General features: G+C 49.5%; 15 protein-coding genes and 1 pseudogene. 4 read left to right on the forward strand and 12 right to left on the reverse strand.

Translation table 11 applies throughout. The annotated features are described in order from the left end of the window. Positions 1 to 5 precede the first annotated feature (5 nt). The 3 genes from artI to FQZ95_RS24690 all read right to left on the reverse strand — a co-directional run bounded on the left by artI (position 6) and on the right by FQZ95_RS24690 (position 2,216). Positions 6 to 737, reverse strand: a complete 732-nt coding sequence (gene artI, locus FQZ95_RS24680) for an arginine ABC transporter substrate-binding protein ArtI (RefSeq protein WP_000756580.1) — start codon at positions 735 to 737, stop codon at positions 6 to 8. Positions 738 to 754: 17 nt separating this feature from the next. Next, positions 755 to 1,483, reverse strand: a complete 729-nt coding sequence (gene artP / locus FQZ95_RS24685; RefSeq protein ID WP_160530881.1) for an arginine ABC transporter ATP-binding protein ArtP — start codon at positions 1,481 to 1,483, stop codon at positions 755 to 757. Between the two features lie 217 nt (positions 1,484 to 1,700). Then, complete coding sequence (locus FQZ95_RS24690; protein WP_001270657.1) at positions 1,701 to 2,216, reverse strand: lipoprotein; 516 nt, start codon at positions 2,214 to 2,216, stop codon at positions 1,701 to 1,703. Between the two features lie 621 nt (positions 2,217 to 2,837). Here FQZ95_RS24690 and FQZ95_RS26225 point away from each other — a divergent pair. From FQZ95_RS26225 to amiD, 3 genes and pseudogenes are all read left to right on the forward strand, one after another. Further along, a pseudogene (locus FQZ95_RS26225) lies at positions 2,838 to 4,639 on the forward strand (pentapeptide repeat-containing protein). Positions 4,640 to 4,848: 209 nt separating this feature from the next. Beyond that, positions 4,849 to 5,172 carry a heavy metal-binding domain-containing protein gene (locus FQZ95_RS24700; protein WP_001160732.1) on the forward strand — a complete coding sequence of 108 codons (324 nt, stop codon included), beginning with the start codon at positions 4,849 to 4,851 and terminating at the stop codon, positions 5,170 to 5,172. After that, positions 5,169 to 5,999, forward strand: a complete 831-nt coding sequence (gene amiD / locus FQZ95_RS24705) for an N-acetylmuramoyl-L-alanine amidase AmiD (RefSeq protein WP_160530883.1) — start codon at positions 5,169 to 5,171, stop codon at positions 5,997 to 5,999. The genes FQZ95_RS24700 and amiD overlap by 4 nt, the downstream gene beginning before the upstream one ends. Here amiD and FQZ95_RS24710 read toward each other — a convergent pair. The 8 genes from FQZ95_RS24710 to aqpZ form a co-directional block, all read right to left on the reverse strand. Next, positions 5,996 to 7,009, reverse strand: coding sequence for an NAD-dependent epimerase/dehydratase family protein (locus tag FQZ95_RS24710; protein ID WP_024256718.1), 1,014 nt, complete (start codon positions 7,007 to 7,009; stop codon positions 5,996 to 5,998). The two genes, amiD and FQZ95_RS24710, sit on opposite strands and share 4 nt — an antisense overlap. 98 nt (positions 7,010 to 7,107) lie before the next feature. Next, positions 7,108 to 8,538 (reverse strand): DUF2867 domain-containing protein, encoded by a 1,431-nt coding sequence (locus FQZ95_RS24715; protein ID WP_160530885.1) that lies wholly within the window; start codon positions 8,536 to 8,538, stop codon positions 7,108 to 7,110. 10 nt (positions 8,539 to 8,548) lie between these two features. Next, entirely contained in the window at positions 8,549 to 9,550 is a 1,002-nt protein-coding gene (gene ltaE, locus FQZ95_RS24720) for a low-specificity L-threonine aldolase (RefSeq protein ID WP_000566406.1), read from the reverse strand. Positions 9,551 to 9,587: 37 nt separating this feature from the next. Further along, positions 9,588 to 11,306, reverse strand: a complete 1,719-nt coding sequence (poxB, locus tag FQZ95_RS24725; RefSeq protein WP_000815345.1) for a ubiquinone-dependent pyruvate dehydrogenase — start codon at positions 11,304 to 11,306, stop codon at positions 9,588 to 9,590. Positions 11,307 to 11,438: 132 nt separating this feature from the next. Continuing rightward, positions 11,439 to 12,407, reverse strand: a complete 969-nt coding sequence (hcr, locus tag FQZ95_RS24730) for an NADH oxidoreductase (RefSeq protein ID WP_160530887.1) — start codon at positions 12,405 to 12,407, stop codon at positions 11,439 to 11,441. A gap of 11 nt (positions 12,408 to 12,418) precedes the next feature. Beyond that, entirely contained in the window at positions 12,419 to 14,071 is a 1,653-nt protein-coding gene (gene hcp, locus FQZ95_RS24735; RefSeq protein ID WP_160530890.1) for a hydroxylamine reductase, read from the reverse strand. A 143-nt stretch (positions 14,072 to 14,214) separates the two neighbouring features. After that, the gene (gene lysO, locus FQZ95_RS24740; RefSeq protein ID WP_000491128.1) at positions 14,215 to 15,114 is read right to left on the reverse strand and encodes an L-lysine exporter LysO; all 900 of its coding nucleotides are present in this window, start codon (positions 15,112 to 15,114) and stop codon (positions 14,215 to 14,217) included. Between the two features lie 484 nt (positions 15,115 to 15,598). Then, complete coding sequence (aqpZ, locus tag FQZ95_RS24745; protein ID WP_160530892.1) at positions 15,599 to 16,294, reverse strand: aquaporin Z; 696 nt, start codon at positions 16,292 to 16,294, stop codon at positions 15,599 to 15,601. 425 nt (positions 16,295 to 16,719) lie between these two features. Here aqpZ and FQZ95_RS24750 point away from each other — a divergent pair, with 425 nt between their 5' ends. Further along, positions 16,720 to 18,378, forward strand: coding sequence for an ATP-dependent endonuclease (locus FQZ95_RS24750; protein WP_039020460.1), 1,659 nt, complete (start codon positions 16,720 to 16,722; stop codon positions 18,376 to 18,378). On the opposite strand, the gene FQZ95_RS24755 is transcribed toward FQZ95_RS24750, so the two are convergent. Then, positions 18,375 to 19,331 carry a VirK/YbjX family protein gene (locus FQZ95_RS24755; RefSeq protein WP_160530894.1) on the reverse strand — a complete coding sequence of 319 codons (957 nt, stop codon included), beginning with the start codon at positions 19,329 to 19,331 and terminating at the stop codon, positions 18,375 to 18,377. The two genes, FQZ95_RS24750 and FQZ95_RS24755, sit on opposite strands and share 4 nt — an antisense overlap. Positions 19,332 to 19,440 lie beyond the last annotated feature (109 nt).

Raw genomic sequence — 19,440 nt, forward strand, 5'->3', positions numbered from 1 at the left:
AGGTATTACTTCTGGAACCATTTGTTGTAGATGGTTTCGTAAGTGCCATCTTTCTTCACTTTTTCCAGCGCAGTGTTGAATTTCTGCTGCAGTTCAGTGTTGCCCTGACGTACCGCGATGCCGAGGCCAGTACCGAAGTAATCTTTATCGGTCACTTTGTCGCCGACAGCCGCCAGTTTCGGGTTATCTTTCAGCCATTCGGTTACCACTGCGGTGTCACCAAAAACGCCGTCGATACGACCGTTTTGCAGATCGAGTTTCGCGTTCTGGTAGCTATCATAAGGAACCGTGGTGATTTCCGGATGTTTATCCATAATGAATTTCTGGTGCGTCGTCCCGTTCTGAACGCCGACTTTTTTGCCTTTCAGCTGATCAACGCTGGTGTATTTACCTTGTTGACCCACAAACAGGGCAGAGTTGTCATAGTACGGCGTGGTAAACAGCACCTGCTTTTCACGCTCCGGGGTGATATCCATACCAGCCATCACCGCGTCTACGCGACGGAATTTCAGGCTTGGGATCAGGCTGTCAAACGCCTGGTTAGAGAAAGTGCAGGTCGCATCAATCTCTTTACACAATGCCTGCGCCAGGTCGACGTCAAAACCAACGATCTGGTTGTTTGCATCCATTGATTCAAACGGAGGATAGGAGGCTTCGGTGGCAAAACGAATAGTTTCGGCAGCTGTGGCGGAAAGACTAAAACCTGCAATTAACGCGGCAATCAGAACTTTTTTCATTGTTGTTATCCCGAATCTTAGTGAGAGAGATAGTGTTTAAATGCTTCGGTTTGCGGCTCGGTAAAGCAGCGCGCGTCGCCTTGTTCTACGATGTGACCATTTTCCATATACACCACACGGCTGGCGGTTTTACGCGCCACTTCCACTTCGTGGGTGACGATCACCTGGGTAATATTGGTTTCTGCCAGCTCACGAATGATGCTGACGATTTGTGCCGTAATTTCCGGGTCCAGCGCGGCGGTCGGTTCATCGAACAGCAGTACCTGCGGTTCCATCATTAACGCACGCGCAATAGCAACACGCTGCTGCTGACCACCAGAAAGATGCAGCGGATAGCGATCACTGAAAGGTTTCAGGCGCAGACGTTCCAGCAATTTTTCTGCACGGGCCAGCGCCTGATCTTTACTCAATCCCAGTACACGGCAGGGCGCTTCAATCAGGTTTTGCTGCACGGTGAGGTGCGGCCACAGGTTGTATTGTTGAAACACCATACCGACGTTACGACGCAGATCGCGAATCGCTTTGTCTGAGGGCGTTTTAGTGAAATCGAAATGGTTGCCTGCAATGTTGAGCGTACCGGAGCGCGGCATCTCAAGCAGATTGAGTACACGCAGCAGCGAGCTTTTACCCGCGCCACTGGGGCCAAGTAACACCAGCGTTTCGCCCTGTGGGCAATCCAGCGTGATATCGAACAGCGCCTGATGCGCGCCGTAAAAGCAATTAATGCCGTTTAATTGAATACTCATTGACACTCGTATACTGGCAGTCTGATAGCTATTGAGGTCGAAGATAGTACCTTTGACAGAATAATTATGCAATATTTCTGCTTTAAAAGTTAAAAGCAAAGCGCATTATTCACTAAACATAGCACAAAATAACGGGGGCGGTGGGCGGCGAGCATAAATGTCGGCATTCCTCGCGAAATGCCGGACAATTTACGGGGGTTATTGGTTGATCAAGGCGTTAGCGATTCTCGATTGACTGACGGAGTGTACCTGCTGTGGCATGAACGCTACCGCCTAAGTAACGCACATCGTCGATGACCCAACACTGGCCTTCCTGAATCATTAACACTTCATCCTGCCAGCCCTGGTCACCCTGTTTGAGATCCACGCGCAAAGGAATGTTACGGGCATCACGATTAGGGATAGTAGATGCACTGGCAACGTGGGCGCTGTCTGGCAAGGTGGTTCGACTGGAGAACGGATCGCTGCTTAACAATTCACGATGACTATTATCGCGGCTGGCATCGCTAAGTAGGGTTGCCAGTTTGTCACTCAAATAGGGGCGCAGAGCGGTAATGTCATTGCTGCGATGTTGAATGCGGTAGTCATAGAATTGTTGAGCCACGCTGTCAGGTCCACCCTGGACACAGGAACCGGTGCGGGGGCCGTTATCTTTATAAGCTGGCGTGACGGTGGTACAGGCACTCAGCAGCAGTGCACATGGAATAAGTAGAGATAGTGAACGGTAGCGCATAATCATTTCCTTATTGGCTTGCTTTCTGCGTCACACTATGACCAAAAACAATCAGATTATTTAATACATTGTTTTTTATACAATTCTGAAACAATCTGAAGACCCGATTAGGCTTAAGTCCATTGCTGGCTCCCCATTCAAGGTTGATCGTAGCTGACTTACTTAAATTACCCAAACAATAGACAGTGTAAACCATTTGTGAGGCTGAGCGTGTTATAAGACTGAAATGATCATTTAAGGTAAATATGATAGTTCTGAAACGCTGGTATAAATCCTGCTGTAGAAGTAAAGAGCATCTGCAGGAAGCCAGTTGCACATTTATAACGCATGATAGGTGACCAAGATTCATTTCTATTATTGACAAAATTTTAACATATGATGATAGGCCCTAAGATTAAGATGATTGCAAAAATCACAATGTATGTTTGAAATGAGCGAAATTTGATAGTCCCAACTTTAACTTTCGATAATATTATTTTTGTTACGGTTGTGAGTGAAGAATATAATCTTATTAAGCTAATAGATTTGAGTTAAGAATAATATAATTTTTTCAATGCGCCATTAATTAATATGAATATAGAATGTGTTGTGACTTTATGTTTATAAAGCACAGGGAGTACAGTGGGTTATTGTTTTTTTTGGGTGATTTTTATATGATAAATAATGTCTCTGAACAATCGTCATCATTTCTAAGCACACAACCGAATCAAAGTGATAATCTCATGGCCTCGCTGAGGGAATTTTTTACCATATTAAAATCCAGTCATAAGGATGAGTTATCTACATGGGACACCATCTACTTGAATCTAGTATTAGTAATAAATGCTGATAGTGAAACTATTAAAAATGATATGTCGCTCGGTAACATTATTTATTCAGCAAATAATTATTTTAATTCTTTTTTTAGTAGTGCTTTCGAAACTGGTACTAAAACATACCTTGGTACATCACAAAACAATGAAGTTGAAATAAAAATTGGCAATGAAAGAATCACCATTGGGGTGCGAAATAAAGTCAGCGGAAAAATGGAAAGACAAGAATTTCTTTTTCCTCTGCATTACGAAAATAAACTGCAATGTGAATTGGAGAAGAATTTTACTATTGATTCTTATCCATTGTTATATAGGTATACCCTTGGTTGTAAGATCGCGAATGCGATCTTTGAAAAAGTATACAATCGAATTGTATTTAATAAGGAACAATATATAACAATTATAAAAGACGCATTTATTCATTTCTATGATTATAGCAGGCGATATACAATGAGTGAGGATATCGACAAAGAGTCCGTTATAAATACCATTGCATTGATGAGCACCTTTTGTAACAGTGATAATACATCAGGTGAAATTTTCAGTGATGATATTGCTCTTGAAGACTCATCTGAACCTGACCTAAATGTAGAACATACAATAACACTTGGTTTTGCTAATGACGATCTTAAGTTTAATCCAATTACTTATTCGGAAGTATTAACACGATTTTACGCCTTTCAAAATATTGTATTGAATCTGTGTCCGGAAATGCATTCATCGCATTACAACGATATTTGTAGTGTAAGTGTGGATATGACAAAAGGCAAGCAATGCATGATTCACTTGATGGTCAATGAAGAGGTTTTCATGTCTCTTCCAACCCCTATCACAACTATGGCACGTGAACATGATAGTAATTTAGTCAATCTAAAAACGCTACTCAATGATGGTTGTTTTATTAAATATAGTCATTTTGATGCTGTGGGTTTAATGAAGAAAAACTTAAATCATCTGTATTTATCACATTCTCTTGTAAATGAAAGTATATTGAAGGGATGTTGTTTTGAGAACGGCAGTTTAGGTGATGTTAAGATAACAAATAGTAATTTAACGAAAAACGTATTCAGTAACTTTACGTTTAGAGCGACTAAAATTAATAATGTAAATGCTCATTCTTCAAAATTTGTCCATTGCCATTTTTACAGTGTTGATATGATAAGAGTTAATCTCTATAAATGTCTTTTTCATGAGTGTAGTATGCATGATGTCAAGATAAGACCATGGTTACCAGTAAAATGGACAAAAGAATTAATAAATGATTATTTGTATGGTTGTTTACTATCACTGTACTCTATCTGTGTAAGGGATATATTTAATATGACCGTTGGGAATAACGTAAAGGTTGCAGCGGATGCTTTCATTGAAATCCTTTACTCTCTAAAGAATAAATATTGTATTAAGCTATTAAGCGCTCAGGATCGGGCATTTATTTACGAATTTGCAAAAATGATCTTTGCTTATATTAATGATAGAAGCCTTGAGGTTACATTACTTTCATGTTTTGCGGAGACCGATCAAACAAGAATTCAGAGGTATATTCCTCAGCCTCAAGATGCGGAAAAATTTTGGAATAATTTACAATATAAGGTGACTCTTCCCATTCATTAATGTTGCAGGTACAACATAATATAGCAGGTCAGCGCTATCCCATAATGAAACCAATATCGGGTTAGGAGACGGGTAATCGTAAAGGCATATGCGCTTATTTTTGACACAATGAGATGATTTCCTAAACTGATCAAAACCTTCTTCCCAACATGGCATATCAGCCCGATAATGCTTTGAGATCGAAGGATTAGCAAACAAGGAGATCGATCATGCAATTTTCTACAACCCCAACTCTGGAAGGCCAGACCATCGTTGAATATTGCGGTGTGGTGACAGGCGAAGCGATTTTAGGTGCCAATATTTTCCGTGATTTCTTTGCCGGTATCCGCGATATCGTTGGCGGACGCTCCGGGGCTTATGAAAAAGAATTGCGTAAAGCGCGGGAGATTGCCTTTGAGGAACTTGGTGAGCAGGCGCGGGCGTTGGGGGCCGATGCCGTAGTCGGTATTGATATCGACTACGAAACGGTCGGGCAAAACGGCAGTATGCTGATGGTTAGCGTCAGCGGTACGGCGGTGAAAACACGTCGATGAGAAGAGTCTTCTGGCTGGTCGCCGCTGCTTTGTTACTTGCAGGGTGTGCAGGCGAAAAAGGCATTGTCGAGAAAGAGGGATACCAGCTTGATACCCGACGCCAGGCGCAGGCGGCGTATCCGCGCATTAAAGTGCTGGTGATCCACTACACCGCAGATGATTTTGATAGCTCGCTGGCGACACTGACCGATAAACAGGTCAGCTCGCATTATCTGGTCCCTGCTGTGCCACCGCGATACAACGGTAAACCGCGCATCTGGCAACTGGTGCCGGAACAGGAACTGGCCTGGCATGCGGGGATTAGCGCCTGGCGCGGGGCAACACGCCTTAACGACACCTCTATTGGCATTGAGCTGGAAAACCGAGGCTGGCAAGAATCGTCGGGGATGAAATATTTTGCTCCGTTTGAACCGGCACAGATACAGGCGCTTATTCCGCTGGCGAAAGATATTATTGCCCGTTATCACATCAAGCCGGAAAACGTGGTGGCACATGCGGATATTGCGCCGCAGCGAAAAGACGATCCAGGACCGTTATTTCCGTGGCAGCAACTGGCGCAGCAGGGGATTGGTGCCTGGCCGGATGCGCAACGGGTGAACTTTTACCTTGCCGGGCGCGCGCCGCACACACCGGTAGATACCGCATCATTGCTGGAGCTTTTGGCGCGCTACGGTTATGACGTTAAACCTGATATGACACCGCGCGAGCAGCGGCGCGTGATTATGGCGTTCCAGATGCATTTCCGCCCGACGTTATACAACGGCGAAGCGGATGCAGAAACTCAGGCGATTGCCGAAGCGTTGCTGGAGAAATACGGTCAGGATTAACGGGGCAGTTTTCCGTGATCGCGCAGCCAGGCAGCAGTTTTCTCAATGCCTTCATCCAGAGTGATGACTGGCTGATAGCCTAATTCTTCCTGTGCACGCGTCATATCCAGCGTAAAGTCAAAATTCAACTTAGAGACGCCGTAGTGGGTCAGCGGCGGCTCTTTTGCTGACTTGCGACCTAAACGCTCCATGCTGCGGGCGATCATGTCCAGCATCGGGTAAGGCACCGAGCGAATACGGCAATCAATATTCAACTCGTCGATAAGTTTCTGCACGATGCTGCGTAGAGTGCGATGCTCGCCGTTGGTAATGTTATATGCTCGCCCGGAAGGCAGCTTATCGCAGGCTTCCTGACTTGCCAGCCACATGGCGTGCACGGCATTTTCATAGTAGGTCATATCGACCAGCGCACTGCCGCCGTGCGGTAACAGAATGCTGCCGTAGTGGTGCATCATATGCGCCAGACGGGGAATAAAGACTTTATCGTGTGGCCCGAACAGACTTTGTGGGCGTAAAATAGTAAAGCGTGTTTGTGGATTCGCCTGCGAAAGCATATTGATCACTTCTTCGCTGGCCGCTTTGCTGCGGGCAAACTCGTTAGCGAAGCGGTGGGGGCGAAAATCTTCTTTAATATCGCGATGGTGGTGATAATCGAAGTACAGGGAGGGGGAAGAGATATGAATAAAGTTACGTACTCCCCAGGCGACAGCCCATTCACCCAGACGGCGAGTGGCGCGAACGTTAGCCAGATCGAAAGCCTGTTGTGTCCCCCACGGAGAGGTAAAGCTGGAGCAGTGCCACAACGTATCAATGCCTGCGAGCATCACTTTAGCTTGTGATGAGACCAGCTCGGTCAGATCCGCTGGAACAAACTCTGCGCCCATTTTTTCCAGCAATTTACCCATTGCCTCGTTGCGACCGGTCGCTCGCACGCTGATGCCTTTCTGGCACAAAAACTCTACCGCGTTTCGACCTAAGCCGCTGGTGGCGCCGGTAACCAGTACCTTCATATCAATCCACTGTTGTTGAGAAAATGACGTGCGCATTCTTCCGTGATTTCCCCCATGATGCAATGGGAAACATGAAAGAATAACGCAGGTTTTGTCGATTAATCTGTGCTTTGTTCTGCCAGTCTGGCGATTCGTTTTGCCATTCCGCGAAAAATAAACAGATGCGCGGGGATCATCAATAACCAGTAAAACAGCCCCGGCATACCGTGCGGATGCCAGAATGCGCGAACATCGATAGTACGATAGTCACCTTTATCTTCCAGGGTAAAACACAGTCGTCCCAGCCCCGGCGCTTTCATGCCAAATAACAGCGTAAGTTGTTTTTCCGGTTCAACGACAATCACTTTCCAGCTATCCACCGCATCTCCGGTCTGCAAATATTCACGCTCCGGGCGGCCTTTCGCCAGCTTATGACCGATTGCGCGGTCCATCAACGCCCGGGTTTGCCACAAAATATTGCCAAAGAAATAACGCTCTTTACCGCCGATTTGATTCACCACCTGCCATAAAGCCGCAAGGCTGGCAGAAGTTTTAACGGTAAACCCTGCCTGTTTGGCGAAATAGCCATACTCCGGTCGCCAGCGGGCAAAGGCCTGAGTGTCGTATCCCCAGTCGCTGGAGTTGACCAGTTTTTCTTCTTCTTTCAGGGTGCGACGTACCGCGTCATCGAAAGCGATCAGCCGTTGTGGGATGAGTGCACGTAGCGCGGTGTCATCCGCCAGCAGATCATGTTTCAGCCCCTGAATCAACGCTTTGGCGGTGGTTGACGGTACGGAAGTAATCACATTGAGAAACCACACCGAAATCCAGCGGGTGGGAAAGGGGATGGGGATTAACCAGCGGCGCTTACCGCTCACCGCCATAAAATGTTCAAACTGTTGCTGATAACTGAGCACCTCTGGTCCGGCGGCTTCGAAGATGCGGTGTTCGCTGGCCGGATGATCTAACAGCGCCACCAGATAGTGCAGCAAGTTTTCCAGCGCGATGGGCGTGGTGCGTGAACGAACCCAGCGTGGCGGCGTTAACACTGGCAGGTTGTACACCATATCGCGCATGACTTCGAACGCCGCTGAACCTGCGCCAACGATAATTCCGGCGCGCAATTCGGTCACTGGGACACCCGCTTCACGAAGAATATCCGCTGTAGCCTGACGGGCGCGCAGATGGTCCGACTGCTCGTGAGGCGGGGCCTGCAATGAACTGAGAAAGATTAATTGTTTAACCGGTGCTTCGCGCAGCGCATCGCGGACGTTAAGAGCCACCTGGCGCTCCTGAGCGATAAAATCGCCGCCTTCGCCCATGCTGTGCACCAGAAAATAGACGGTATCGATATTCTGCAACAGGGCCGGAAGGTTATCCGGCCAGCTGAGATCGACTTTATGGCAACTGACGTTTGCCAGTTGCAGCTTTTCAAGCCTGTCGACGTGACGTGCCGCCGCCAGGATCTGATGCCCTTGTTGGCTAAGCGCGTGCACCAGATGCTGACCAATATAGCCACTGGCACCGAGAACTAAAATGCGTTGCGGCACGTCTCTCTCCTTAACGCGCCAGGAAAGCGCGCCAGTGGGCTGCGACTTCTGCCAGTTGTTCACGCGAGACATCAAGATGGGTTACCAGGCGGACAATCGGCGAGGCGTTAATCAGTACGTTTCTCGCTTTCATGTATTCGCCTAACGCGGCAGCATTTTCTTGTCCGACGCGAACAAACAGCATATTGGTGTCCTGACGCATGACATCCGCGCCTGCTTCACGCAACTGCTCCGCCATCCAGGCTGCGTTGTCGTGGTCTTCCTGCAAGCGTGCGACGTTATTTTTCAGCGCATACATCCCTGCGGCAGCCAGAATGCCGGATTGACGCATCCCGCCGCCAGTCATTTTCCGCCAGCGGATGGCGCGTTTAATGTAATCACGATTGCCGACCAGTAATGAACCGACTGGCGTACCAAGACCTTTCGACAGACAAATGGTGAACGAATCACAATATTGCGTGATCTCTTTCAGTTCGCAGCCGTAAGCCACCACGGCATTAAAGATGCGCGCACCGTCAACATGCAGTGCCAGATTGCGCTCGCGAGTAAATTCCCATGCTTCTTTCAGGTATTCCCGCGGCAATACTTTGCCGTTGTGGGTGTTTTCCAGACTGAGTAATTTGGTGCGGGCGAAATGGATATCGTCGGGTTTGATTTTCATGGCGACTTTATCCAGCGGTAGCGTACCGTCGGCGTCAGCATCGATGGGTTGCGGCTGAATACTGCCCAGCACCGCTGCGCCACCGGCTTCAAACAGATAGTTATGCGCGGCCTGACCGACAATATACTCTTCGCCGCGTTCGCAGTGACTGAGCAGAGCGACCAGGTTGGCCTGAGTGCCGGTAGGCAGAAAAATGGCGGCTTCTTTCCCGGAAAGCTCTGCCGCATAGTCCTGCAGAGCATTAACGGTAGGGTCGTCTCCGTAAACGTCGTCCCCAACCGGGGCGGCCATCATTGCTTCGAGCATGGCGCGGCTCGGTCGGGTAACGGTATCACTGCGTAAATCAATCATGGCATGTCCTTATTTATGACAGGAAATGCCACCCTTTTTACCTTAGCCAGTTCGTTTTCGCCAGTTCGATCACTTCGTCACCGCGTCCGCTGATGATTGCGCGCAACATATACAGGCTAAATCCTTTGGCCTGTTCGAGTTTGATCTGCGGCGGAATGGCTAACTCTTCTTTCGCGACTACCACATCCACCAGCACCGGGCCGTCGATGGAAAAGGCGCGTTGCAAGGCTTCATCGACTTCAGCGGCTTTTTCTACGCGGATGCCCGTAATACCGCACGCTTCAGCAATACGGGCAAAGTTGGTGTCGTGCAGTTCGGTGCCGTCTGTCAGGTAGCCTCCGGCTTTCATCTCCATCGCTACAAAGCCCAGCACGCTGTTGTTAAAGACGATAATTTTCACTGGCAGCTTCATTTGTACCACTGAGAGAAAATCGCCCATCAACATACTGAAACCACCATCACCGCACATGGCGACCACCTGACGTTCTGGCTCTGTCGCCTGAGCACCCAGCGCCTGCGGCATGGCGTTGGCCATTGAACCGTGGTTAAACGAACCTAACAGGCGGCGCTTGCCGTTCATTTTCAGATAACGCGCCGCCCATACCGTTGGTGTGCCGACATCACAGGTGAAAATGGCGTCATCGGCAGCAAAATGGCTAATTTGCTGCGCCAGATATTGCGGGTGAATGGCTTTCTCACTCGGTTTAGCTAAATCGTCCAGCCCTTTGCGGGCATCGCGGTAATCTTCCAGCGCTTTATCCAGAAATTTGCGATCGGTTTTTTCTTCCACTAAAGGCAGCAATGCACGCAGAGTCGATTTGATATCACCGACCAGTGCCATATCCACCTTACTGTGTGCGCCGATGCTGGCTGGGTTGATATCAATCTGAATAATTTTGGCATCGGTCGGGTAGAACGCACGGTAGGGGAATTGGGTGCCGAGCAGCACTAACGTGTCGGCGTTCATCATGGTATGAAAACCTGACGAGAAGCCGATTAATCCCGTCATTCCGACATCATACGGATTATCGTATTCGACATGTTCTTTACCGCGCAGGGCATGAACAATTGGCGCTTTAATTTTTCCGGCAAACTCGACGAGCTCTTTATGCGCCCCCGCGCAGCCGCTACCGCACATCAGGGCGATATTGCTTGAGTAACGCAGCAGTTGCGCCAGTTTGCGTAACTCTTCTTCTTCAGGTGTGACAACGGGTAAGGGGGCGTGATACCAGTGGGTAGTTGCCCCTTCCGGTGCAGGTTTTAGCGCCACGTCGCCCGGTAAAACGACAACCGAAACGCCACGGTTTAGCACCGCTTTACGCATAGCAATCGCCAGCACTTGTGGGATCTGCTCCGGGCTGGAAACCAGCTCGCAATAATGGCTACATTCACGGAATAACTCTTGCGGGTGGGTTTCCTGGAAATAGCCGCTGCCAATTTCGCTGGAAGGGATATGAGCGGCAATTGCCAGTACCGGAACGTGATTACGGTGACAATCGAACAAACCGTTGATTAAGTGCAGGTTGCCAGGTCCGCATGATCCGGCGCAGACCGCCAGTTCCCCGCTAAGTTGGGCTTCAGCGCCAGCGGCAAAGGCCGCCACTTCTTCATGACGGGTGGACATCCACTCGATGGTGCCCATGCGATTAAGACTGTCGCTAAGACCGTTCAGAGAGTCGCCAGTCACTCCCCAAATGCGTTTTACCCCTGCTGATTCGAGTGTTTTGGCGATATAAGCTGCAACCGTTTGTTTCATGGTTCTCCATCTCCTGAATGTGATAACGGTAACAAGTTTAGTTCATCTGACGGAGAGGGAAGAGATGGGAGAAAAATGAGGCACTAACGGTTAAACTGCCCGATGACAGGTATATCATCGGGCATAATACGATTATGCGAGAACCAAATCCCCCTGCGGATGGCAGGAGCAGGCCAGTACATAACCTTCTGCGATTTCGGCGTCGGTCAGCGTCATTGTGCTACTCACCGTATATTCACCGGAAACCACTTTCGTCTTACAGCAGCCGCAAACACCTGCACGGCAGGCGGCGACAACCGGAACTTTGTTGCTTTCCAAAGCCTCCAGCAGTGTGGTGCCAACAGGTGCGTAAAATTCTTGCGCTGGTTGCAGTTTAGTGAATTTCAGACCACTGGTTGCTGCTTCCGCCACTGGCGTAAAGAACTTCTCTTTAAAGAAACGCGTCACGCCGAGCGCTTTCACTTCCTGTTCTACCCAATCCATATACGGAGCCGGGCCACAGGTCATTACAGTACGCGAGGCTAAATCAGGAACGCGGGCCAGCAGTTCGCGAGTCAGGCGTCCGGCAACGAATCCCTCGGTAACATTATTTTCCGCCACCAGTGTCACCGGGTAATTACGCCACTCATCCGCGAAAATGACATCCTGCGGCGTACGCACGTTGTAGATCACCTGCACATCCGCCTGCGGGCGATTTTTCGCCAGCCAGCGACGCATCGACATAATCGGCGTGACGCCGCAGCCAGCCGCCAGCAACAGGAATTTATCTTCTGCTTTATCGTCGCAGGTAAATTCCCCCATCGCGTCTGAAAGCCAGAGATAATCACCGCGTTTTACATCGCGGGTCAGCCACTGGGAACCGACACCGTCATCAATCTGCCGCACGGTCAGAGTGATGTATTCACTCACGCCTGGCGTGGAGGAAATGGTGTAAGCACGCAGCGTTTCCGCTGAGTTACGCACGCTGACCAGCGCATATTGCCCGGCGCGATACGGGTAGTAATCGTGGCAAATCAGGGAAATCGTCCACACATCCGGCGTTTCTTGCGTAATGTGATGAACCTGCATCCGCCACGGGCATTGATTGGTTGGCATCGTCATCGACAAACTCCTTACGCGCTCAACAGTTGCTTCATGTCTTCTTCAACAGTGGTGATAGAACGCAGGCCGAATTTCTCGTTCAGTACCGCCAGCAGGTCTGGCGTCAGGAAGCCAGGTGCAGTCGGGCCGGTAACGATATTTTTCACGCCCAAAGAAAGCAGCGTCAGCAGAATAACAATCGCTTTTTGTTCGAACCAGGAGAGTACCAGCGACAACGGCAGATCGTTGACACCGCAGCCCAGTTTTTCTGCCAAAGTGACAGCCAGAATAATCGCTGAGTAAGCATCGTTACATTGACCAGCATCTACCAGACGCGGCAGACCTTCGATATCGCCGAACTCAAGTTTGTTAAAGCGATATTTACCGCAGGCGAGAGTCAGGATCAGGCAGTCATCTGGCACGCTGGTGGCGAAATCGGTGAAGTAGTGGCGCTCGCCGCGTGCGCCGTCACAGCCACCGAGCAGGAAGATATGACGCAGTTTTTCACGGCTCACCAGATCAATCAGCGTATCCGCCGCGCCAAGCAGCGTCTGACGACCAAAGCCCACGGTGATCAGGTGCGGAATTTCGCTGTACGGGAAGCCCGCCATTTGTTGTGCCTGGGCAATAACTGCTGAGAAATCATCACCATCCAGATGACGCACACCCGGCCAGCCAACGATGCTGCGGGTCCAGATACGATCGTCATAAGCCCCTACGGTTGGGTCGATGATGCAGTTCGAGGTCATCACGATAGGTCCAGGGAAGCGAGCGAACTCTACTTGCTGATTCTGCCAGCCGCTGCCGTAGTTACCGACCAGATGCTTGAATTTACGCAGCTCCGGGTAGCCGTGGGCAGGCAGCATTTCGCCGTGAGTGTAGACATTAACGCCCGTGCCTTCGGTCTGTTCCAGCAAGTTGTAGAGATCTTTGAGATCGTGACCGGAAATCAGAATGCATTTACCCGCCGTCGCTTTGACGTTGACCTGAGTTGGCGTCGGGTGACCGTATTTACCGGTTTCGCCTGCGTCCAGAATGCTCATCACTTTGAAGTTCATCTGGCCGATTTCCATGGAGCACTCGAGAAGTGCGTTCATATCGGCAGGCCAGGTACCCAGCCATGCCATGATTTTATGGTACTGGGCGTAAATATCGTTGTCATATTGACCGAGAACGTGCGCGTGTTCCATATAGGCAGCAGCACCTTTCAGGCCATACAGGCAGAGCAGACGCAGGCCGAGAATGTTTTCGCCAATCGCCGCTTTATCTTTATTGGGAGTAAATTCCGCCGCCTGACGTTGCAGCTCGCCGAGATCGTCACTCACCAGTTGCAGGTCAGCCATCGGGTTATCGACGCGGGCGTTGGCATCTACAGCCAGGCACTGTGCTTTCAGCGCCTCACGCAGGGCAATTGCTTCACGGGCGTAGCCGACAATACGCGGAGAATCGAAATTAACGTTGGTCAGGGTTGAGAAAAATGCGCGCGGCGCGAAGCTGTCAACGTCATGGTTGATGATGCCGTATTCACGCGCTTTTACTGCCCAGGCCGAAAGCCCTTGCAGCACCGCGATGAGTAAATCCTGAAGGTCAGAGGTTTCCGCCGTTTTACCACACATCCCCTGCGCGTATGAGCAGCCGTTTCCTGCCGGAGTACGGATAGTTTGTTCACATTGCACACAAAACATGATCACACCTTTTAAAGTTATATTTAATATACATGTTTAAGATTAAGACGCTTAACACGGGGATAAAAGGGATTTTTCATGCAACTTTAAGGGAGATTGATTTAGCGCAATTTTGGCGGCAGGGATCTACCGCCAGAGAGGTATTACGCGGAGAAAAAGGCGATGAGGATAGGTACTAACAGGCTGAGAATAAAACCGTGAACAATCGCCGCCGGGACCATATCCAGCCCGCCAGTACGTTGAAGAACGGGCAGGGTGAAATCCATCGACGTCGCACCGCATAAGCCCAGTGCAGTCGAGCGGCTACGGCGAATCAGCCCAGGGATCAACATAATAGCAATCAGCTCACGGGCCAAATCATTAAAAAACGCCGCGCTCCCGATTACCGGACCAAAAGATTCGGTCAATAAAATACCGGAAAGAGAATACCAGCCGAAACCGGAAGCCATTGCCAGCGCGGTATTGATGGGAAGATCAAGAATAAAGGCGTTAATTAAACCACCAATTAAAGAACTGGCCACCACCACCACAGCGACAATCATTCCCCGGCGATTAAGGACAATCTGCTTTAAGGTCATGCCATTATTGCGCAACTGAATACCGACGAGGAAAAGTAGCAGAATTAACGTGTATTCGCTGGCTTCCGTAGCGTGTTGTAAGAAACCTAATCCGCTAAGGCCAATAGCAAAGCCAATCACCACCACACCGCAGAGCTTGAGGGACTCCAGCGCCATCGCAATACGTGACGGGAGTTTTTCTTGCTGATGGTGGTTGCGCCACGGTAGGCCTCGCTCCAGCCACATCAGGGCGGCAATATTACACAGTAAAATAACGGTAATACTGACGGCGGAATAATGCAGAATCGCCAACAGGTTACTGGCGAGGTTATCGAGAAACGCCAGACTGATACCCATAAAAAAGAGAATGAGGTAAACCATCCAACTTAATAGTTGATTAATAACTTTTAATGCAGCTTTTTGGCGAAGCGGAATGAGGTAACCCACAATCAGGGGAACCAGAATGATTAACAGCCCAGAAAACATGAAAAACCAGTCCTTGCAAAGAAAGAAGTCGAAATGCGCGATGACACACTACTGAAAGCGGAAGGACGAGTAAAGTTGCAATTAAAAGGAAATGTTATGCATAAGGATCGGTAGGGTATTCATTTTCATTTAAAGATATTCTTGCGCTTTAATTACAAACCGCACCGGTGTTGGTGGCGTCAAAATCGCCGAGGCGTTCCCTGAAGGCCGGGGCAGCCCACATGGATGTGGGCTGAGGGCGCGTTTTACCGGGATGTTACCTCGCGCCCGACCCGGTAGCCGCAAGGGATAAGACGAGGGCACCGCGCAGCGGCGATTTTGTTCGCCAGAGCCCGGGGGGGCAGGGGGCGGCGGCGATTGGCCGCCCCCTGCGCGCTCCCTGCGCCAGTGACTATATGTGGCTTAACACATCAAGGAGCGCAACAGGAAGATGAATCAATATATTTAAAAAAGGCCTGACATTGCGCCAGGCCTTCTGCGTTAATTAATTACGTTTTTCCAGCAGAGTCCGGTAAATCAGACCACCGATAATGCCGCCGACAATTGGCACCACCCAGAAGAACCACAGTTGTTCTAACGCCCAGCCGCCCTGGAAGATAGCAACCGCGGTGCTGCGCGCCGGGTTAACAGAAGTGTTAGTCACCGGAATACTGATTAAGTGAATCAGGGTTAGGGCCAGACCAATAGCGATCGGCGCAAAACCCGCCGGAGCGAATTTGTCGGTTGCGCCGTGGATCACCAGCAAGAAACCTGCACTCAATACCAGTTCAACTACCAGCGCGGAAAGCATGGAATAACCGCCTGGTGAATGCTCGCCATAACCGTTAGAAGCAAAACCGCTGGCTGCCGCGTCAAATCCCGTTTTACCACTGGCAATTAAATACAGCAGCGCCGCTGCAACAATACCGCCGACAACCTGGGCAATTACGTAGCCAACGACTTCTTTTGCCGGAAAACGTCCGCCAGCCCATAAGCCAATAGTGACCGCCGGGTTAAAATGACCACCAGAAATATGACCAACAGCGAAGGCCATCGTCAGAACGGTTAAACCGAATGCCAGCGCTACGCCGGTAAAACCAATGCCTAATTCCGGGAAGCCTGCGGCCAGTACGGCACTACCACAGCCACCAAAAACAAGCCAGAAAGTACCAAAACATTCAGCTGCTAATTTTCTGAACATATCCACCTCAATTAAAAATTGACCCTGTGAAAAATATGGTCGTTTTATAGGGTCGTCGTAAAAAAGTGACGACGGAAATAATGCGCGGCTATTTTAAAAACGAAGGCGAGTCATTCACCAGATAAATAAATCCAGTAAATTTGATTTAGGGCAACAGCGGGTTGCCCCATATAGTCATTTGTCTGATTGACAGTGTAGTGCAAGCAAAAGATTTAATCCTTTAGGCGTAATAAAAAATAATTTATCATGCTAATTATTTGATTTTGTTGTTTTTGCAGACTTATCAGCAAGAGGGAGTATAACGCGATTATTCGCTCATTTTTCAGACATTTGCCATGCTTAAATGTGATGTCATCACGTATTAGCACGGCCTTTCCCGTTATACTGCCAGCGTAAAGGATAAGTCACATATTTCTGGAGGGGATATGATTCTTGAGCGCGTTGAAATTGTGGGTTTTCGCGGTATCAACCGTTTATCGTTGATGCTGGAACAAAACAACGTCCTGATTGGGGAGAACGCGTGGGGTAAATCCAGCTTGCTGGACGCCTTAACCCTGCTGCTATCGCCAGAATCAGATCTCTACCATTTTGAGCGCGACGATTTCTGGTTTCCGCCGGGAGATATCAACGGGCGGGAACATCATCTGCATATTATTTTGACCTTCCGCGAATCGCTGCCAGGCCGTCATCGGGTACGCCGCTATCGACCGTTGGAAGCATGCTGGACGCCATGCACCGATGGTTATCATCGAATTTTTTATCGCCTGGAAGGGGAGAGTGCGGAAGATGGCAGTGTGATGACACTCCGCAGTTTTCTCGATAAAGACGGACATCCGATTGATGTCGAGGATATTAACGATCAGGCACGCCATCTGGTGCGTTTAATGCCGGTGTTGCGCTTGCGTGATGCCCGCTTTATGCGCCGTATTCGTAGCGGCACGGTGCCAAATGTCCCCAATGTGGAAGTCACCGCGCGCCAACTCGATTTCCTCGCCCGTGAATTATCCTCACATCCGCAAAATCTCTCTGATGGGCAGATTCGTCAGGGACTTTCCGCAATGGTGCAACTGCTTGAGCATTATTTCTCTGAGCAGGGGGCCGGACAGGCGCGATATCGTTTAATGCGGCGGCGAGCCAGTAATGAGCAACGAAGCTGGCGCTATCTGGATATCATCAACCGGATGATTGACCGGCCTGGAGGGCGCTCGTATCGGGTTATTTTGCTCGGCCTGTTTGCTACTTTATTGCAGGCAAAAGGGACATTGCGACTGGATAAAGACGCGCGTCCGTTATTGCTGATTGAAGATCCAGAAACGCGTTTACACCCTATTATGCTTTCAGTTGCCTGGCATCTGTTGAATCTTCTGCCATTGCAGCGCATTGCCACCACCAACTCGGGTGAGTTGCTTTCGTTAACGCCGGTAGAGCATGTTTGCCGTCTGGTACGTGAGTCCTCTCGCGTTGCCGCCTGGCGTCTGGGGCCGAGTGGCTTGAGTACCGAAGACAGCCGACGTATCTCTTTCCACATTCGTTTTAACCGTCCGTCATCGCTGTTTGCTCGCTGCTGGCTGCTGGTGGAAGGCGAAACGGAAACCTGGGTTATCAATGAACTGGCGCGTCAGTGCGGACATCATTTTGATGCCGAAGGGATCAAGGTCATTGAGTTTGCCCAGTCCGGGCTAAAGCCACTGGTTAAATTTGCCCGTCGAATGGGGATTGAATGGCATGTACTGGTCGATGGCGATGAAGCCGGGAAGAAGTATGCCGCTACGGTACGCAGCCTGTTGAATAACGATCGGGAAGCCGAACGAGAACATTTAACGGCGTTACCGGCGCTGGATATGGAACATTTTATGTATCGCCAGGGATTTTCCGATGTGTTCCACCGCGTGGCGCAGATCCCGGAAAATGTGCCGATGAATCTGCGTAAAATTATCTCGAAAGCGATCCATCGCTCTTCCAAACCCGATCTTGCCATTGAAGTGGCAATGGAGGCCGGCCGTCGTGGTGTGGACTCCGTACCGACGCTGCTGAAAAAAATGTTCTCACGCGTGCTGTGGCTGGCGCGCGGTCGGGCAGATTAACTACAAAACATCGTGGCCATTTGTGGCTGAATAGCGTCGAGCATCTCATAGCGCCGACGATATTCAGCCCGTTTTTTACTGGCGATTTCAGCAATCTCTTTTCGTGCTATCTGTGCCGGAAGGCGGTAATGGCGTTCAGCGTCACATACGCCGCCAACCGATTCCCAGAAAGCGTTGTAATCTGCATGGATCTTGCCCTCTTTATCGCGATAACGCAGGCTGCGGTAAATATGCGTTTCATTGCTGACGGCAATGATCTGCTCTACCTGCAAACGTTGGGCAAACAGACAGGCCGCTTCCATCACGAGACGTTTGGGAAATAGCCCGTGGCAGGCTTTCGTCGCATTCTGGATTTCCTGATGTGGAATTTCCCATTTCGCACCTTGCAGTCCGCCAATAAACATTGTTCTTTTCCCCTGATATTCACACAGGGTAAAGGTGATCTCTGCCAGAGGAATACCTTCGCTGTTGCGGAACAGGATTGTGCTGTCACCTTCTTTATCCATTGAGATCATCATGGTCAGCTCAAGTGTGAACTGCTCGCCATTTTTGCCTTCCAGCTTCGCCAGTTGCAGCCCGGGAGTATTCAAATATAAGCTGAATTCTTCTGCCGACATGCAGGCACGGAGCAATGCATAATGGTAACGTAACGCCTCCAGCAATTGCTTGCGGCTAAGATTCGCCGCAAGGTAAGGGCGATGCAGACGCACAGGCAGTCGCGGCTGGCGCGTTAACAACACATGGAGATTAGGCCAGTGGGAAAGTTCGTTCATCCACTCAACGCTTAAACGCGGCATAATCAACGAGCGCAGCAAAAATTTCTGGCGAAAACTACGGCGATGCCAAAATTTACCCGGCCGACACTGTCCACGTGCCAGACTAAGAAAAAGTGACAGGCTGCTGAGAGAGTCAGATGGCGTAAAGGTCCGTTCAGTTAGCTGCGACATATTCATGAAATCAATGGTTATACATAACGTCGATTTCACCATGGCGTATCTTAACCAAACATCAATAGTGTGATTACTAACGTAAATTTTAGGGTTTTGTTGATATTTCGTTGAA

This window comes from Escherichia sp. HH41S (assembly GCF_009820115.1).
Classification (GTDB): Bacteria; Pseudomonadota; Gammaproteobacteria; order Enterobacterales; family Enterobacteriaceae; genus Escherichia; species Escherichia coli_F.

Coding starts and splice junctions, on each gene's coding strand:
- artI (WP_000756580.1), bottom strand. CDS start 737: ATGAAAAAAGTTCTGATTGCCGCGTTAATTGCAGGTTTTAGTCTTTCC.
- artP (WP_160530881.1), bottom strand. CDS start 1,483: ATGAGTATTCAATTAAACGGCATTAATTGCTTTTACGGCGCGCATCAG.
- FQZ95_RS24690 (WP_001270657.1), bottom strand. CDS start 2,216: ATGCGCTACCGTTCACTATCTCTACTTATTCCATGTGCACTGCTGCTG.
- FQZ95_RS24700 (WP_001160732.1), top strand. CDS start 4,849: ATGCAATTTTCTACAACCCCAACTCTGGAAGGCCAGACCATCGTTGAA.
- amiD (WP_160530883.1), top strand. CDS start 5,169: ATGAGAAGAGTCTTCTGGCTGGTCGCCGCTGCTTTGTTACTTGCAGGG.
- FQZ95_RS24710 (WP_024256718.1), bottom strand. CDS start 7,009: ATGAAGGTACTGGTTACCGGCGCCACCAGCGGCTTAGGTCGAAACGCG.
- ltaE (WP_000566406.1), bottom strand. CDS start 9,550: ATGATTGATTTACGCAGTGATACCGTTACCCGACCGAGCCGCGCCATG.
- poxB (WP_000815345.1), bottom strand. CDS start 11,306: ATGAAACAAACGGTTGCAGCTTATATCGCCAAAACACTCGAATCAGCA.
- hcr (WP_160530887.1), bottom strand. CDS start 12,407: ATGACGATGCCAACCAATCAATGCCCGTGGCGGATGCAGGTTCATCAC.
- hcp (WP_160530890.1), bottom strand. CDS start 14,071: ATGTTTTGTGTGCAATGTGAACAAACTATCCGTACTCCGGCAGGAAAC.
- lysO (WP_000491128.1), bottom strand. CDS start 15,114: ATGTTTTCTGGGCTGTTAATCATTCTGGTTCCCCTGATTGTGGGTTAC.
- aqpZ (WP_160530892.1), bottom strand. CDS start 16,294: ATGTTCAGAAAATTAGCAGCTGAATGTTTTGGTACTTTCTGGCTTGTT.
- FQZ95_RS24750 (WP_039020460.1), top strand. CDS start 16,720: ATGATTCTTGAGCGCGTTGAAATTGTGGGTTTTCGCGGTATCAACCGT.
- FQZ95_RS24755 (WP_160530894.1), bottom strand. CDS start 19,331: ATGAATATGTCGCAGCTAACTGAACGGACCTTTACGCCATCTGACTCT.